General features: G+C 70.8%; 14 protein-coding genes. 11 read left to right on the top strand and 3 right to left on the bottom strand.

Features of this window, described 5'->3' with window-relative positions; genetic code table 11:
• The first annotated feature begins 26 nt into the window (after window positions 1–26).
• From ACIPWY_RS25815 to ACIPWY_RS25785, 7 genes are all read left to right on the top strand, one after another.
• Window positions 27–917 (top strand): diacylglycerol kinase, encoded by an 891-nt coding sequence (locus ACIPWY_RS25815; protein ID WP_401535174.1) that lies wholly within the window; start codon window positions 27–29, stop codon window positions 915–917.
• A 69-nt stretch (window positions 918–986) separates the two neighbouring features.
• The gene (locus ACIPWY_RS25810; RefSeq protein WP_383887882.1) at window positions 987–3,812 is read left to right on the top strand and encodes a DEAD/DEAH box helicase; all 2,826 of its coding nucleotides are present in this window, start codon (window positions 987–989) and stop codon (window positions 3,810–3,812) included.
• A 730-nt stretch (window positions 3,813–4,542) separates the two neighbouring features.
• Window positions 4,543–6,165, top strand: a complete 1,623-nt coding sequence (locus tag ACIPWY_RS25805) for an ATP-binding protein (protein WP_362905869.1) — start codon at window positions 4,543–4,545, stop codon at window positions 6,163–6,165.
• Entirely contained in the window at window positions 6,162–6,569 is a 408-nt protein-coding gene (locus ACIPWY_RS25800) for a roadblock/LC7 domain-containing protein (RefSeq protein WP_362905871.1), read from the top strand. Before ACIPWY_RS25805 ends, ACIPWY_RS25800 begins: the two co-directional genes overlap by 4 nt.
• Window positions 6,566–6,964 carry a DUF742 domain-containing protein gene (locus tag ACIPWY_RS25795; RefSeq protein ID WP_362905873.1) on the top strand — a complete coding sequence of 133 codons (399 nt, stop codon included), beginning with the start codon at window positions 6,566–6,568 and terminating at the stop codon, window positions 6,962–6,964. Before ACIPWY_RS25800 ends, ACIPWY_RS25795 begins: the two co-directional genes overlap by 4 nt.
• Window positions 6,945–7,577 (top strand): ATP/GTP-binding protein, encoded by a 633-nt coding sequence (locus ACIPWY_RS25790; protein WP_362905875.1) that lies wholly within the window; start codon window positions 6,945–6,947, stop codon window positions 7,575–7,577. The genes ACIPWY_RS25795 and ACIPWY_RS25790 overlap by 20 nt, the downstream gene beginning before the upstream one ends.
• An 82-nt stretch (window positions 7,578–7,659) precedes the next feature.
• Window positions 7,660–9,150, top strand: a complete 1,491-nt coding sequence (locus ACIPWY_RS25785; RefSeq protein ID WP_393703934.1) for a cytochrome P450 — start codon at window positions 7,660–7,662, stop codon at window positions 9,148–9,150.
• A 39-nt stretch (window positions 9,151–9,189) separates the two neighbouring features.
• Here ACIPWY_RS25785 and ACIPWY_RS25780 read toward each other — a convergent pair whose 3' ends face one another.
• Window positions 9,190–10,164: an RluA family pseudouridine synthase gene (locus tag ACIPWY_RS25780; RefSeq protein ID WP_393703936.1), complete on the bottom strand. Its 975-nt coding sequence runs from the start codon at window positions 10,162–10,164 to the stop codon at window positions 9,190–9,192.
• A gap of 77 nt (window positions 10,165–10,241) precedes the next feature.
• On the opposite strand from ACIPWY_RS25780, the gene ACIPWY_RS25775 reads away from it, so the two are divergent.
• The 4 genes from ACIPWY_RS25775 (at window position 10,242) to ACIPWY_RS25760 (ending at window position 13,782) form a co-directional block, all read left to right on the top strand.
• A complete protein-coding gene (locus ACIPWY_RS25775; protein WP_362905879.1) occupies window positions 10,242–10,838 on the top strand; it encodes a GNAT family N-acetyltransferase in 597 nt (198 codons plus the stop codon).
• A 188-nt stretch (window positions 10,839–11,026) separates the two neighbouring features.
• Window positions 11,027–11,674, top strand: coding sequence for a PadR family transcriptional regulator (locus ACIPWY_RS25770; protein ID WP_362905881.1), 648 nt, complete (start codon window positions 11,027–11,029; stop codon window positions 11,672–11,674).
• A 306-nt stretch (window positions 11,675–11,980) separates the two neighbouring features.
• Window positions 11,981–13,009: an ATP-binding cassette domain-containing protein gene (locus ACIPWY_RS25765; protein ID WP_393703939.1), complete on the top strand. Its 1,029-nt coding sequence runs from the start codon at window positions 11,981–11,983 to the stop codon at window positions 13,007–13,009.
• Window positions 13,006–13,782 carry an ABC transporter permease gene (locus tag ACIPWY_RS25760; protein ID WP_362905885.1) on the top strand — a complete coding sequence of 259 codons (777 nt, stop codon included), beginning with the start codon at window positions 13,006–13,008 and terminating at the stop codon, window positions 13,780–13,782. The genes ACIPWY_RS25765 and ACIPWY_RS25760 overlap by 4 nt, the downstream gene beginning before the upstream one ends.
• 83 nt (window positions 13,783–13,865) lie before the next feature.
• Here ACIPWY_RS25760 and ACIPWY_RS25755 read toward each other — a convergent pair whose 3' ends face one another.
• Together ACIPWY_RS25755 and ACIPWY_RS25750 are read right to left on the bottom strand one after the other, a co-directional pair.
• Entirely contained in the window at window positions 13,866–14,699 is an 834-nt protein-coding gene (locus ACIPWY_RS25755) for a siderophore-interacting protein (protein ID WP_393703942.1), read from the bottom strand.
• Window positions 14,700–14,750: 51 nt separating this feature from the next.
• On the bottom strand, window positions 14,751–15,689 hold the full coding sequence (locus ACIPWY_RS25750; protein WP_393703944.1) for a 5'-3' exonuclease H3TH domain-containing protein: 939 nt from the start codon (window positions 15,687–15,689) through the stop codon (window positions 14,751–14,753).
• Window positions 15,690–15,921 lie beyond the last annotated feature (232 nt).

Raw genomic sequence — 15,921 nt, 5'->3', positions numbered from 1 at the left:
GCGGCACGATCTTGTAAGGTCCGCCCGTGACCAGCGAGATCACCCTCTTCGTCAATCCCACCGCGGGACGCGGCCGGGGCGCCCACGCGGCGCAGCCGGCCGCTTCCGCGTTGCGGGCGGCCGGCTTCTCCGTACGTACGGTCGTGGGGGAGGACGCCGATGACGCCCTCACACGCGCGCGTGCCGCGGTCCACGACGGCACCGGAGCGCTCATAGCCGTCGGCGGTGACGGCATGGCCAACCTCGCGCTCCAGGCCGTCGCGGGCACCCGCACCCCGCTCGGCGTGATCGCCGTCGGCACCGGCAACGACTTCGCCCGCTCCCTCGGACTGCCCGTACGGGACCCGGCTGCCGCAGGCGCCCTCGTCGCCGATGCGCTCAAGGGGGCGCAGATCCGCGAACTCGACCTGGGGCGGGCCGGCGGCCACTGGTTCGGCACCGTCCTGGCCTCGGGTTTCGACTCCCGGGTCAATGACCGGGGCAACCGGATGCGCTGGCCGAACGGACGCTTCAAGTACGACCTCGCGATCGTCGCCGAGCTCGCCGCGTTCAAGCCGATCCCGTACCGCATCACCCTGGACGACGGACCTCCGCTGGAGGTCGAGGCCACGCTCGTCGCCGTGGGGAACGGGACGTCGTACGGCGGTGGCATGAAGATCTGTGCCGACGCCGACATGACCGACGGGCTCTTCGACATCACGGTCGTCGGAGACTGCTCGCGGGCGACGCTGCTCAAGGTCTTCCCGCGCGTCTACAAGGGGACCCACCTCGGCCACCCCAAGGTCACCGTCCACCGCGCGAAGAAGATCGAACTGGCCGCGGAAAAGATCACCGGATACGCCGACGGGGAACCGCTCGGAGCGCTGCCCATGACCGCCGAGTGCGTGCCGGGAGCCGTGCGAATCCTGGGCCCCTGACCTCCGGAAGGGGCCGATCACGATAAAGATCGTCCGTTGTCAGTGGTGGCCGGTAGTCTCGAAAGCACGATGACAGAGGACCTCTCACCGGCCGAGCGGTACGCGGCAGCACGTAAGCGCGCTGCCGAGCAGGCCACCGCGCTCGCCCCCTTCCGCGAGATGTACGACTTCGGTCTCGACCCCTTCCAGATCGAGGCGTGTCAGGCTCTCGAGTCGGGCAAGGGCGTCCTGGTGGCCGCGCCCACCGGCTCCGGCAAGACGATCGTCGGCGAGTTCGCCGTCCACCTGGCCCTCCAGCAGGGCAAGAAGTGCTTCTACACGACCCCCATCAAGGCGCTGTCGAACCAGAAGTACGCCGACCTCGCCAAGCGGTACGGCGCCGACAAGGTCGGCCTCCTGACCGGCGACAACAGCGTGAACGCGGACGCTCCGGTGGTCGTCATGACCACCGAGGTCCTGCGGAACATGCTGTATGCGGGCTCGCAGACCCTCCTCGGCCTCGGCTATGTGGTCATGGACGAGGTGCACTACCTCTCCGACCGCTTTCGCGGCGCCGTCTGGGAAGAGGTGATCATCCACCTCCCGGAGTCCGTCACTCTGGTCTCCCTCTCGGCGACCGTGTCGAACGCGGAGGAGTTCGGCGACTGGCTCGACACCGTGCGCGGCGACACCGAGGTGATCGTCTCCGAGCACCGGCCCGTGCCCCTGTTCCAGCACGTGCTCGCCGGGCGCCGGATGTACGACCTCTTCGAGGAGGGCGAGGGCCACAAGAAGGCCGTCAATCCGGACCTGACGCGCATGGCCCGCATGGAGGCCAGCCGCTCGTACAACCCGCGCGACCGCCGCAAGGGCAAGATGGTGCGCGAGGCGGACCGCGAGCGCGAGCGCAGACAGCGCTCCCGGATCTGGACGCCGGGCCGCCCCGAGGTCATCGAGCGCCTCGACAGCGAGGGGCTGCTGCCGGCGATCACGTTCATCTTCAGCCGTGCCGCCTGCGAGGCAGCCGTACAGCAGTGCCTGTACGCGGGCCTGCGGCTCAACGACGACGAGGCGCGCGCCCGCGTCCGCGAGATCGTCGAGGAGCGCACGGCGGCGATCCCCGACGAGGACCTGCACGTCCTCGGCTACTTCGAGTGGCTCGAAGGCCTGGAGCGCGGCATCGCCGCCCACCACGCGGGCATGCTGCCGACGTTCAAGGAAGTGGTCGAGGAGCTGTTCGTCCGCGGCCTCGTGAAGGCCGTCTTCGCGACGGAGACCCTCGCCCTCGGCATCAACATGCCGGCCAGGTCCGTCATCCTGGAGAAGCTCGTCAAGTGGAACGGCGAGCAGCACGCCGACATCACGCCCGGCGAGTACACCCAGCTCACCGGCCGGGCGGGCCGGCGCGGCATCGACGTCGAGGGCCACGCGGTCGTCCTGTGGCAGCGCGGCTTCAGCCCCGAGCACCTGGCGGGACTCGCGGGCACGCGCACGTACCCGCTGCGCTCCAGCTTCAAGCCGTCGTACAACATGGCGGTGAATCTGGTCGAGCAGTTCGGCCGGCACCGCTCGCGCGAGCTGCTCGAGACGTCCTTCGCACAGTTCCAGGCGGACAAGTCGGTCGTCGGGATCTCCCGCCAGGTCCAGCGCAACGAGGAGGGCCTTGAGGGCTACAAGTCCTCCATGACCTGCCACTTGGGCGACTTCGAGGAGTACGCGCGGCTGCGCCGCGAGCTCAAGGACCGCGAGACGGAGCTCGCCAAGCAGGGCGCGTCCCAGCGGCGCGCCGCGGCGGCCGCCGCCCTGGAGAAGCTCAAGCCGGGCGACGTCATCCACGTCCCCTCCGGCAAGTTCGCCGGGCTCGCGCTCGTCCTCGACCCCGGCATCCCGGCCGGCCGGTCGAACGGACACCGTGGCTTCGAGCAGCACGACGGGCCGCGCCCGCTGGTCCTGACCGCCGAGCGCCAGGTCAAGCGGCTCGCGTCGATCGACTTCCCGGTGCCCGTCGAGGCGCTGGACCGGATGCGGATCCCCAAGTCGTTCAACGCGCGCTCGCCGCAGTCGCGGCGGGACCTCGCGTCCGCGCTGCGCACCAAAGCCGGCCACATCGTGCCCGACCGGCACCGCAAGAACCGCGCGGCGGCGGCCGACGACCGGGAGATCACGCGGCTGCGCGCCGAACTGCGCGCCCACCCCTGTCACGGCTGCGACGAGCGCGAGGACCACGCCCGCTGGGCCGAGCGCTACTACCGGCTGCGACGCGACACACAGCAGCTGGAGCGCCGCATCGAGGGCCGGACGAACACCATCGCCCGCACCTTCGACCGCATCGTGGCCCTGCTGACCGAGATGGACTACCTGCGCGGCGACGAGGTCACGCAGAACGGCAAGCGCCTCGCGCGGCTCTACGGTGAGCTCGATCTGCTCGCCAGTGAGTGCCTGCGCGAAGGGGTCTGGGAAGGCCTCAGTCCGGCCGAACTGGCCGCGTGCGTCTCGGCGTTGGTGTTCGAGGCCCGCGCCGCCGACGACGCGCTCGCGCCCAAGCTGCCGTCCGGCAAGGCCAAGGCGGCGCTCGGCGAGATGGTCCGCATCTGGGGCCGGCTCGACGCCCTGGAGGAAGAGTTCAAGATCAGCCAGACCGAGGGCGTCGGCCAGCGTGAACCCGATCTGGGCTTCGCCTGGGCCGCGCACCAGTGGGCGTCCGGCAAGGGGCTCGACGAGGTCCTGCGCGAGGCGGACATGCCTGCCGGTGACTTCGTGCGGTGGTGCAAGCAGGTCATCGACGTGCTCGGCCAGATCTCGGCCGCGGCGCCGTCCGTCGCCGGTGCGGGAGACGGGAACACGGTCGCCAAGAACGCGCGCAAGGCGGTGGACGCGTTGCGGCGCGGTGTGGTGGCGTACTCGTCCGTCGGATAGGTGGCCGAGGGACAGGTGGATGATCGGGCGGGTAGCGGCCGGCGGTGACGGGTCGCTACCGCTACGGTTCCCCGCGCTCCTGAAGGTGCGCGGGGACGCGAGCCGCACACGACGTCGCGCCGTCCGCGCCGTCCGTGGTGTCCGTGCCGTCCGCGCCGTCCGTGGCGTCCGCGCCGCCAGCGTCCAACTCATGGACGCCTAAGTGCAGTTGGCGCCATCACTGACCGCGGCGTGCGCTCGCCAAGGGTGAACTCTCCCCGCTTGCCGATCTGTTCTCCGAGCTGACCGAAGACGTCATTCTCGGGCACCGCCGCGATCCCGATCGCTCCGTACCGGTCGCCGTCCCGGTCTTCCCCGGGTGACCACGGATGCCGCCCCGCGCCTCGCGGGCCTCTGACCTCACATACGGCACGCGTCGAGGGCCCAACAGCCCTGCCGTGACGGGGATTTCGCACGGGCGGACGTGATCACTCCATGTGTGCGAACCGCCGCTGAGCGTGCAAATGGAGCCGAGTGTATTCCTCCCGTCCGGCCATTTCAGGTGCTTGCGGAATATGACACAGCGGTGATCCCACGGGACTAAGCTCGCCCGCAGCGCACCGAGTTGGCACATATTCGTGCGTTTGTTCCCAATCTTGCAGATGATTCGAGTTCGTCCCCCCACGCGTACGTCAGCACGTCTCCCCCCGTAACGCACATTTCCCCCGATCCGACCGTTCAGAGGGCATACATGGTGAGTGTTCAATCGCCTCCCGGTGGCCGAGAAGTCCCCTACACACGCGTGCTGTTGCTGCCCGCCGTGGCCATGGCCGCGGCGACCGGAGCCGCCGTCGCGGTGGTGGCGCAGCCCGCGCGGCTCGCCGTCGCCCTGTGCGGCGGCCTCGCCACCCTTCTGCTGATCCTCGTGGCCGCCGAGGCCCTGCGCCGCGGCCGCACGATCAAGGGGGAACGCGCTCAGTCCGCCCGGCACATCGCGCACCTGGAACGCAGCCTCGCCGCCCGTGACGACGAGGCCCAGTGGATGGCCCGGTACCTGCTGCCCGAGTCCCTGTACCGGCTGCGCTCCGGTGACACGGCCTACGAGGCCGTCAAGGTCGTCGTCGAGAGCGACCCCGCGCACGCCCAACTCCCCGACGCACAGCGTAGGTTGATGGCCGAGGTGCTCGACCTCATCGACCGCGAGGAGTCCATGCGCGACGCCGCGCAGCGCGCCTTCGTCTCCATCGCGCGCCGCGTCCAGTCCATCGTGCACAAGCAGAACGCCGAACTGCGCGAGATGGAGGAGGACCACGGCCGCAACCCCGAGGTCTTCGACGACCTCCTGCGCATCGACCACGGCACCGCGCTGATCGGCCGCCTCGCCGACTCCATCACCGTCCTCGGTGGCGCCCGCCCCGGCCGTCAGTGGCCCCGGCCCGTGCCGCTCTACAGCGTGCTGCGCGGCGCCATGTCGCGCATCCTCGAATACCCGCGCATCGAACTGCACTCGATCGCCAAGATCGCCATCCGCGGCATCTCCGTCGAGCCGCTCATCCACGCGCTGGCCGAACTCATGGACAACGCGACGCGCTACTCGCCGCCGCAGACCAAGGTGCACGTCACCGCGGTCGAGGTGCAGACCGGCATCGCCATCGAGATCGAGGACGGCGGCGTCAGCCTCAGCGAGGAGGCCCGCGCCCGCGCCGAGGAGATGCTCGCCCGCGCCAAGGCCGGTGTCGACCTCAACGACCTCGGCGAGAACCCCCGCCTCGGCATGGCCGTCGTCGGCCGGCTCTCGCAGATGTACGACATGCAGGTCGGGCTGCGTCAGTCCGCGTACGGCGGTGTCCGCGCCGTCCTCATCGTGCCGCGAATCATGATCACGAGCGACCCCGCGCCCGGCCTCGCGCACGGTATCGGCGCCTCCGGTGTGCCCCGCGTCAACAACGACGGCGAGCCCATCGTGGAGGAGCCCCGCAAGAAGAAGCTGCGCCGCCCCACCACGGGCCCCCGTCCCTCCGCGCCGCTGGTGGCCGCCATGGAGGACGACGTCCCCGTCGTCACCGAGTGGCGCGCCAACGGACTGCCGCAGCGCCGCAGGAAGGTCGACACGAAGGTCATCGACCAGCAGATCATCGTGACGCCCAGGGCGCCCGAGCCCGGCAGCGGTGCGGCGCCCCGCGCGGACCAGCCCCCGCAGTGGACCCCCATCCCGGTGCCGGCCTCCGAGGCCGAGCCCGAGAAGCCGGACCAGCCCGAACCCGGCCTGTGGGTCGAGGCGTTCATGAACGGGCTCAAGGGTGACGGGCAGGGCGACGCGTCGGGCGAGACCGGCGAGGCCAATCAGCAGGTCGACGAGGGAGACCGCCAGTGATCCAGCAAAAGGCAAACTTCGACTGGATGCTCAAGGAGCTCGCCGACGGCGTGCCCCAGACCCGGCAGGTCGTGGTGCTCTCCGCCGACGGCCTGCGCATCGCCCGCTACGGCGGAGACCCCGACGCCGCCGACCGCATCGCCGCCGCCTGCGCCGGGCTCCAGAGCCTGGCCACCGCCGTGGCCAGCGAGATCCCGGACAGCGACGGCCGCATGAGCATGGTCATCATCGAGGTCAGCGGAGGCTTCTTCTACCTCATGGCCGCGGGCAAGGGCGCGTACCTCGCGGTCCTGGCCGACGCCCACGTGGACGCCGGACTCATCAGCAACCGCATGCGTGACCTCGTCGTACGCATCGGCGCACACCTCACGAGTCCGCCCAGGCGCAACGGGCAGACCGTATGACACATCCCCCGCAACCCTCCCGGGAGCAGCCGCCGCAGCGCGAGCGTCGCCCGGCGGACGGCAAGGGCGCCAATCCCGAACGCCTGTACACCATCACGAGCGGTGGCGAGGGGGCCGAGCGCGCGCCGCTCGACCTGGTGACCCTGATCGTCGCGCGCGCGGACCCCCCGCCCGCGGCACCGCCTGAACAGGCAGCCCTGTTACGGCTGTGCAAGTCACCTCTGTCCACGGCCGAGATCTCGGCCTACCTCAGTCTGCCGTTCAGCGTGGTCACCGTGCTGCTCGGCGAACTCCTCGCGGCCGAACTGGTCCAGGCACGGGCCCCGGTCATCCGCGGCGCCGTCGCCGACCGTTCCCTCCTCGAAGCGGTGATGCATGGACTTCAAAAGCTCTGACACGCTCCGGGACGGCCCCCGCACTCCGGGGCCCCTGAGCGAGGACCACCTGCCCGACACGGTCACGGCCGCCGTGAAGGTCGTCATCGTGGGCGGATTCGGCGTGGGCAAGACCACGATGGTGGGATCCGTCAGCGAGATCAGGCCCCTCACCACCGAAGAGACCATGACCCAGGCGGGCATCGGCGTCGACGACAACTACGGCTCCGAGACGAAGACCGCCACCACGGTCGCCATGGACTTCGGACGCATCAGCATCACGGACGAACTGGTGCTCTACCTCTTCGGCACCCCGGGCCAGGAGCGCTTCTGGTTCCTGTGGAACGGCCTCTTCGAGGGCGCGCTCGGCGCCGTCGTACTCATCGACACCCGCCGCCTCGAAGTCAGCTTCGACGTGATCGGGCGCCTGGAGGAGCGCGGCGTGCCGTTCGTCATCGCCAACAACGCCTTCCCCGACGGCCCGCGCTTCCCTCCCGAAGAGCTGCGCCAGGCTCTCGACCTCGATCCGGAGGTCCCGATCCTGGAGTGCGACGCCCGGCGCCGGGCCTCCAGCAGGGATGTCCTGATGACGCTCATGCGCTATCTGCACGAACTGGCGCTCGCCCGTATCTGACCCGGCCGGAGCCTGCCCCCTCTGTCTGCTTCGACACAGCCTTTTCCACACAGCCTTTTCCACACCCACCGGAGCGATCACCGTGACGACTCCCTCCCACTCACACGCCGGCACGGACGAGGCCGCGCTCAGCCCGCCGCCCGGCTGCCCCGCCCACTCCATGGGCCCCGGCGGTCTGCGCCGGCTCTACGGCCCCGAGGCGGACGACGACATCGCGGCCGTGTACGAGAAACTGCGCGCCGAACACGGCCCCGTCGCCCCCGTCCTGATCCACGAGGACGTGCCGATGTGGGCGGTCCTCGGGCACAGCGAGAACCTGCACATGGTCCGCTCGACCTCGCAGTTCAACCGCGACGCGCGCCACTGGAACGCCGTCCTCGACGGCAGTGTCACCCCCACCAACCCCCTCGCGCCGGTCTTCAGCTGGCAGCCCATCTGCAGCTTCGCCGAGGGCGCCGACCACCAGCGGCTGCGCGGGGCGGTCACCGGGGCGATCGGCACCATCGAGTCCCGGGGTCTGCGGCGCTTCATCAACCGTGCCTCGAACGAGCTGGTCAACAAGATCTGCGAGACGGGCGAGGCCGAGGTCGTCAGCCAGTTCGCCGAGCACCTGCCGATGATGGTGATGTGCCGGATCTTCGGCATGCCCGAGGAGTACAACGAGCGGATGGTGCAGGCCGCCCGCGACATGATCAAGGGCACCGAGACCGCCATCGCCAGCAACGAATACATCATGGGCGTCCTCACCAGGCTCACCGCCCGCCGCCGGGCCCACCCCGAGGCCGACTTCACCAGTCACCTCATCGCCCAGCCCGCCGCCCTCGGCGACGACGAGGTCGCCCAGCACCTGCGCCTGGTCCTGATCGCCGCGTACGAGGCCACGGCCAACCTCATCGCGAACGTGCTGCGCGTGGTCCTCACCGACCCCCGCTTCCGCGCCAGGCTCAACGGCGGCCAGATGACCGTGCCCGAGGCGGTCGAGCAGTCCCTGTGGGACGAGCCGCCGTTCAGCGCCATGGTCGGCTACTTCGCCAAGGAGGACACCGAGCTCGGCGGCCGGCACATCCGCCGGGGCGACGGCCTGATCTTCGGCATCGCGCCCGGAAACGTCGACCCTGTCGTACGCCCCGACCTGGCCGCCAACATGCAGGGCAACCGCTCGCACCTGGCCTTCGGCGGCGGACCGCACGAGTGCCCCGGACAGGACATCGGCCGCGCCATCGCCGACATCGGGGTCGACGCGCTCCTGATGCGCCTTCCCGATGTCGAACTCTCCGTGGACGAGCACGAGTTGCGCTGGCGGTCCTCGATCCTCTCGCGGCACCTGGTGGAACTGCCGGTGAAGTTCGAGCCGCGCCCGCCGCAGGACATCGTCGCCAAGCCCGGCATCCGGCCGGTCTCGGAGCAGCGCGACGACTGGCAGGTGTCGACGCACGCTCCGCCGGCCCCGCGGCCCGCCTCCGTTCCCGCCGCCGACCCGGAACCGCAGCAGCCGCCCACCGCGTTCCCGGAGCCGGCCGCTCCGCCGCAGGGCGCCTGGCGGCGCTTCCTGCGCTGGTGGCGCGGCTACTGACCGGGCCGCACCCAGGGCCTCTCGTTCGGACCCCGGGCGCTACGAGGAGTGGGCGGACGCCGTCGGCCCGCCGCCCGCCCACTCCTCGTATGCCGACCAGGCCGCAAGCGCCCGTTCGCTCTCGAAGCGGTGCTCCTTGCCCGTCACCGGATCCCTGAACTCCAGGGTCCGCGCGAGGAGTTGGAGCGGGCGGCGGAAGTCGTCCGGCGCCACCGCGTCGGCGACCACGGGGTAGATGGGGTCGCCGAGGATCGGCAGGCCGAGCGCGTTCATATGGACCCGCAGCTGGTGGGTGCGGCCGGTGTGGGGGAGCAGCCGGTAGCGGCCCAGCCCGCCGCGTTGCTCGACGAGTTCGATCCGGCTCCGGGCGTTCGGCTCGCCGCCCGGCACCTCGCGCGCGGCGAGCACCCCGCGCTCCTTCTCGATCCGACTGCGCACGGTCCTCGGCAGCGTGATTCCGGGGTCGTACGCGGCCACCGCCTCGTACGCCTTGCGCACCAGCTTGTCGCCGAAGAGCGTCTGGTAAGCGCCGCGTTCCTCGGGCCGGACGACGAACAGGACGAGGCCCGCGGTGAGCCGGTCGAGCCGGTGCGCCGGACCGAGCGCGGGCAGGTCCAACTCCCGTCGCAGGCGCGCCAGCGCGGTCTCGGTGACATGGCTGCCGCGTGGCGTCGTGGCCAGGAAGTGCGGCTTGTCGGCGACGACGATGTGCTCGTCCCGGTACGCGATCCGGATCGGGAACGGCACCGGCACCTCGGGCGCGAGATCGCGGTGGAACCACACCCAGGCGCCCGGCGCGTACGGCGAGTCGGGCGCCACCGCGGCCCCGTCCGCGCCCACGATCCGCCCCTCGCGCAGCATCGCGTCGATCACCCCGGGCCCGGCCGCGAGCCGTTCCACGAGATGGTCGCGCACCGTGCTCCAGGCGCCGTCGAGCGGCAGCATGACCCGGAAGGGGTCGATGCCGTCGCGCTGCGGCAGCGGGGAGGGCGGAATGCGCCGCTTACGTCTCATCGCGGCACAGCCTACGGGCGGCCGGCGGTCCCCAAAAATCGCGGACGGGGCGGGCCGCCAGGGGCAGGATGGGGCGCATGCCGATGACGATTTCGCAGGTCCTGGCCACAGGCACGCTCGCCCGTGGCCCCCAGCCGACCATCGAGGCCGAGGGCGGCCTTGTCCTGCGGCCCTGGAGGGACGAGGACGTGCCGGCTGTCTACGCGGCGTTCCGCGACCCGACGATCCAGCACTGGCACGCGCGGATCGCGGATTCCGAGGACGAGGCGCGCGGCTGGATGACGGAGTGGCGGGACGCCTGGGAAGGCGAGCAGCGGGCCGGCTGGGCGGTCGCCGCGGCGGACACCGGCGAGGTGGTGGGCCGCGCGGGGCTGCGCACCGTGTCGCTGCACGAGGGGCTGGCCGAGGTCGCGTACTGGGTCCTGCCCGCGGCCCGGGGCGCCGGGGTCGCGCCGCGCGCCGTCGCCGCGCTGTCCCGCTGGGCGCTCGACGAGATCGGCTTCCACCGCCTCGAACTCCAGCACGCCGTCGGCAACATGGCGTCCTGCCGGGTCGCCCTCAAGTCGGGATTCGCCCTGGAGGGCACGAAGCGCAGTGCTCTTCTGCACGCGGACGGCTGGCACGACTGCCACCTCCACGCGCGCGTACAGGGCGACGGCCGTCCGGGGGCGTGACGCGGTCGTGAGGTCGCTTCGGGGCGCGCAGTCCTCACCTCTTGCACACCCGCTCTTGCGCACCCACCTCATTCGCGATACATCGTGTATTGACCCTGGCGAGCCTATCGCGATATGTTCGGCTACGGATATTCGGGTACGAGGTGAAGCGCTTCCTGGCGAGGGGCGCGAGGAGCGGGGTGAGGTCCATGGCCACGAAGCGGCGCAAGCTGGGTAATCCGCTGGCCCTCGCGGTGATGGTGCTGCTCATGGAGAAGCCCATGCATCCGTACGAGATCGCGCAGACCCTGCGCCGGCGTGGCAAGGACACCACGACGAAGATCAACTACGGCTCGCTCTACACGGTCGTCCAGAACCTGGAGAAGCACGGCTTCGTCGAGGTCGCGGACGTGCAGCGGCAGGGGAACCGGCCGGAGCGCACGCTCTACGGGATCACCGACGACGGCCGGGAGGAAGCGCTCGAATGGCTCTCCGACCTGCTCGCGGTGCCCGCGCGTGAGTACCCGATCTTCGAGACGGCGCTCTCCCTCATGGGGGTCATACACCCCGACGAGGTGACGCGACTGCTCGAGGAGCGGCTCGCCTCGCTCGACGTCCAGGCGGCGAGCACGCGCGGCGGACTCATGAAGCTGTACGAGTCGCTGCCGCGGATCTTCCTCGTGGAGACCGAGTACCAGCTGCACATGGTCGAGGCGCAGGCCGAGTGGATCCGTGGCTTCCTGCGGGAGGTCAAGCAGGGCACGCTCGACGGCGTCGAACAGTGGCGGACCTTCCAGGAGACCGGCGAAATCCCGCCGGAATTCGCGGAGTTGGAGGACACCCGCCCCGACCGGTGACCCGGGCGCAGGGCGCCTCGACCGGTGCCCCCACCGTAGGACGCCCCGACCGGTGATTCCGTCGTAGGAAGAGAAGAGAGAGGCCGAGAGAGAAGCAAGCCGAGAGAGACAAACAGACCCCGGCAGGACTGTTGGAGCAGTCCCGCCAGGGTCTCGAACCCCGGACCGACCCACCGTGCGGCGAGCCAGGCGATCGAGGTGCGGCACACCCAGGATAGCCCGGCGCTCTTCACGTGGATCGGCCGTCGTCCGCTCACACCCGCGAGCGGATCAACCGTCGTCCGCTCACGCAGGAGAGCCGTCGTCATGAGTACCCGTGCGCCCGCAGTGCAGGCGCGTCAACTCGTCAAGACCTATCCCGGCGATGTCACCGCGCTCAGCGGCATGGACATCAGCGTGGAACCCGGCACCGTTTTCGGCCTGCTCGGCCCGAACGGCGCAGGCAAGTCCACCACCGTCAAGATCCTCACCACCCTCGCCCGCCCCGACTCCGGGACCGCCACCGTCGCGGGCCACGACGTGCTGCGGCACCCCGACCGCGTGCGCCGCGCCATCGGGGTCGTCGCCCAGAAGTCCGGCGCCGACCCCGTCGCCACCGGCCGCGAGAACCTTCAGCTCCAGGGCCGGCTGTACGGCCTGCGCGGAGCGGACCTGAACCGTCGCGTCACCGAACTCCTCGACCGCTTCCGCCTCTCCGACGCCGCCGGACGCCAGGTCAAGGGCTACTCGGGCGGCATGCAGCGCCGCCTCGACGTGGCGCTCGGCCTCGTCCACCGGCCCGAGGTGCTCTTCCTCGACGAACCGACCACCGGCCTCGACCCGGAGGCCCGCACCGCCATGTGGGACGAGATCGCTCGCCTCGCCGGCGACGAGGGCCTGTCCATCCTGCTCACCACGCACTACCTCGAAGAGGCCGACCGGCTCGCCGAACGCATCGCCGTGGTCGACCGCGGCCATGTCGTCGTCGAGGGCACCCCCGACGGCCTCAAGGGCGAACTGCGCGGGGACGCCGTCCACTTGGAGCTGCGCGCCCCCGTCCAGGACGCCGGACGCACGCTCCTGGAGGGCACGCTCGCCGCGCTGCCCGGTGTGCGCGAGACCCAGTTCGACGGCCGGCGCGTCAGCGTCCGCGCCGACGACGGGGCCGCCGCGGTACCCGTCCTGCTCGCCGCGCTGGAGCGGGCCGGCGTCGCGGTCACCGCCGCCACCGTCGCCCGCCCCTCGCTCGACGACGTCTATCTCCGCTACGCAGGCCGTCGCTACTCCGAGGCGCAGGCCGCCACCCTGGACGAGTCCGCCGCCGACACCCTCGCCCCCGCCGGAGGCGCCCGATGAGTACCGCGATCCCGCAGACCTGGTACATGACACAGCGTCAGCTCATGGTGTTCCTGCGCCAGCCCGCGTATCTGCTGATCACCCTGATCCAGCCGGTGGTGTGGCTGTTCCTGTTCGGCAACCTGTTCAAGAAGGTCGTCGAGCTGGGCGGATTCGGGACCACAACCTATCTCGACTACCTCATCCCCGGCGTCGTGGTGATGAGCGCGCTCAGCTCCAACATGTGGGCGGGCATGGCGACGCTCGACGAGATCCAGCGAGGCACGCTCAACCGCTTCCTCACCACACCGGTGAGCCGTGGAGCACTGATGAACGGGAACGTGGTGAGCAACGGTCTGGTCACCGCGCTCCAGTCGGTCGTGATCGTGCTGCTCGGGCTCCTCGGCGGGGCCGAACTGCCCGGCGGGGCGGGCGGAGTGCTGATCCTGGTCGTTGCCGCGGTGCTCCTCGGCACGGTGTTCGGGGCGCTGTCGAACGCGCTGGGCATGCTGGTCAGGGAGCGGGAGTCGATCATCGGGATCAACACGTTCCTGCTGCTCCCGCTGACCTTCCTGTCCTCGGCGTTCATGGCACCGTCGCAGATGCCGCCGTGGATGCGGCACATAGCCGACTTCAACCCGCTCAACTGGGCGATGGTCGCAGGCCGTTCGGCGATGTCCGCCCACCCGGACCCGGGTGACGTGCTGACCCGCGGCGGGGCGCTCCTCGTGCTGGCCGTCGCCGCGGTGTGGCTGTCGACCCGCACCTTCCGCTCGTACCAGCGCTCCGTCTGAGCACCACGCCGTAGCTCTGGGCACGCGTGGCTCTGGGCGCGCGTAGCTCTGAGCGCCGCGCCGCAGCGGGGCGGGAGGTGGCCCTACGCCGTCTCCTGCTCCGCCTCCACCTGCGCGTTCCACTCCCGCTTCGAGGCCTGCCAGCCGTCCTCGTTGTGACCGAGGCGCCAGTACCCGGAGATCGAGAGGTCCTCGCGCGGGATCTCGCGCTCGGTGCGCAGATGGCGGCGCAGCTCCTTCACGAAGCCCGCCTCGCCGTGCACGAAGGCGTGCACCCGGCCGGCCGGGAACGCGAGCCCGCGTACGGCCTCCACCAGCGCCTCGCCCACCGGCCGGTCGCCGCGGTGCAGCCAGACGACCTGCGCGGCGGAGTCGATCTTCTGCTCCTCGGTGGCGTCGGAGACCTCCACGAAGGCGTGGGCCACGGCATCCTCGGGCAGCGCCTCCAGGGCGGCGGCGATGGCGGGCAGGGCGCTCTCGTCGCCGGCGAGCAGATGCCAGTCTGCGCCGGTGTCCGGGGCGTAGGCGCCGCCGGGGCCGGCCAGATGCACGCTCGCGCCGGGCTGTACGTCCCGCGCCCACGGACCGGCGATCCCCTCGTCACCGTGGACCACGAAGTCGAGCGTCAGCTCGCGCGCCACCGGGTCCCAGGCGCGCACGGTGTACGTACGCGTGACGGGCCACTGTTCGCGCGGCAGCTCCTCGCGGATCCGGCCGAGGTCGAAGGGCTCGGGGTAGGTGACGCCCGCGAGCGGGAACTGCAGCTTCACGTAGTGGTCGGTGCAACCGCCCGCGGCGAAGGCGGCGAGGCCGTCCCCGCCGAGGACCACGCGCTGCATGTGCGGGGTGAGCCGCTCGGTGCGCAGGACCTCGCCCCGGTGTGCCGTCGGCTTCCTGCGTTCCGGACGTTCCGCCATGGCGGCCTCCCCTGAAGATCACTGGCTACTTAGGTTTACCTAAGTTAACACTCAGCGCTCGAGGGTGGTGAGCAGTCGCTGCAAAGATCCGCCCAAGCCCCAGCGCTCCGCGAGCTTGTCGAGCGCCGCGGGATCGCGCGCCTCGCGCGGCAGCGCCGTGTCCACGACCGGCAGGGGCACGTCCCCGGCGACCCGCACGACCGTCGGCGCCACCGCGATGTACGGCCGCGACTCGTCCAGGCGCTTGCGCTGCGAAGGTGTCAGCTTCGACTTCGGGTCGTCGACGGCGGCCATGATCCCGGCCAGGTCCCCGAACTGCGCGAGCAGCTTCGCGGCCGTCTTCTCGCCGATGCCGGGCACGCCCGGCAGGCCGTCGCTCGGGTCGCCGCGCAGCAGCGCCAGATCCACGTACCCGGAGCCGTCCACGCCGTACTTCTCGCGCAGCAGGGCCTCGTCGGTGATCTGCAGGGTGCCGACGCCCTTGAGGGGGTACAGGACGCGGCGCTCGCGGCCGTCGTCGACGAGCTGGAAGAGGTCCCGGTCGCCGGTGACGATGTCGACCGGACCGGTGGCCCGGCCGGTGAACGTACCGATGACGTCGTCCGCCTCGTACCCCTCGACGCCCACGCGCGCGATGCCCAGCGCGTCCAGCACGTCCTCGATGATCGGGACCTGGGGGGAGAGGGTGTCGGGGATCTCTTCCTCGTCCGGGCCGGTCTCGGTCTCCTCCGCGACGCGATGCGCCTTGTACGAGGGGATCAGGTCGACCCGCCACTGGGGGCGCCAGTCCGCGTCCATGCAGGCCACGAGCGAGTCGGGGTGGTGGTCGTGCACGAGTCGGGTGATGAATTCGAGCAGGCCGCGCACCGCGTTGACCGGCGTCCCGTCCGGGGCCTTCACGGAGTCGGGGACCCCGAAATAGGCCCGGAAGTACAGGGACGCGGTATCGAGCAGCATCAGGCGATCGGTTCGCTGGGTCACGCCCCACATCCTGCCGCAACGCACTGACAGTCACCGCCGCTCGCGGATGTGGCGGTTCCGGGTCCGGAAGTGAACGCAATGTGAACTGGAACACTCTTGCGTTTGATCTGTATAAGCAAGGGCAGGCGCGCCCCCGGAGCGAACCCGGTCACTCATTCAACCAATGGATGGTTTTCCGGTCTGCGAGCGGACCTCGCATCGCTCCACGGCCCGCCGGCGGGGGAGGCGGGCCGTGATCGTT

The sequence above is a fragment of the Streptomyces sp. NPDC090032 genome (assembly GCF_044748025.1).
Taxonomy (GTDB): domain Bacteria; phylum Actinomycetota; class Actinomycetes; order Streptomycetales; family Streptomycetaceae; genus Streptomyces.
Note: the sequence above shows the minus strand (reverse complement) of the source record. Positions and strands in the feature narration are given on the sequence as shown.

Coding starts and splice junctions, on each gene's coding strand:
- ACIPWY_RS25755 (WP_393703942.1), bottom strand. CDS start 14,699: ATGGCGGAACGTCCGGAACGCAGGAAGCCGACGGCACACCGGGGCGAG.
- ACIPWY_RS25790 (WP_362905875.1), top strand. CDS start 6,945: ATGGACTTCAAAAGCTCTGACACGCTCCGGGACGGCCCCCGCACTCCG.
- ACIPWY_RS25795 (WP_362905873.1), top strand. CDS start 6,566: ATGACACATCCCCCGCAACCCTCCCGGGAGCAGCCGCCGCAGCGCGAG.
- ACIPWY_RS25775 (WP_362905879.1), top strand. CDS start 10,242: ATGCCGATGACGATTTCGCAGGTCCTGGCCACAGGCACGCTCGCCCGT.
- ACIPWY_RS25780 (WP_393703936.1), bottom strand. CDS start 10,164: ATGAGACGTAAGCGGCGCATTCCGCCCTCCCCGCTGCCGCAGCGCGAC.
- ACIPWY_RS25810 (WP_383887882.1), top strand. CDS start 987: ATGACAGAGGACCTCTCACCGGCCGAGCGGTACGCGGCAGCACGTAAG.
- ACIPWY_RS25760 (WP_362905885.1), top strand. CDS start 13,006: ATGAGTACCGCGATCCCGCAGACCTGGTACATGACACAGCGTCAGCTC.
- ACIPWY_RS25770 (WP_362905881.1), top strand. CDS start 11,027: ATGGCCACGAAGCGGCGCAAGCTGGGTAATCCGCTGGCCCTCGCGGTG.
- ACIPWY_RS25765 (WP_393703939.1), top strand. CDS start 11,981: ATGAGTACCCGTGCGCCCGCAGTGCAGGCGCGTCAACTCGTCAAGACC.
- ACIPWY_RS25805 (WP_362905869.1), top strand. CDS start 4,543: ATGGTGAGTGTTCAATCGCCTCCCGGTGGCCGAGAAGTCCCCTACACA.
- ACIPWY_RS25750 (WP_393703944.1), bottom strand. CDS start 15,689: ATGTGGGGCGTGACCCAGCGAACCGATCGCCTGATGCTGCTCGATACC.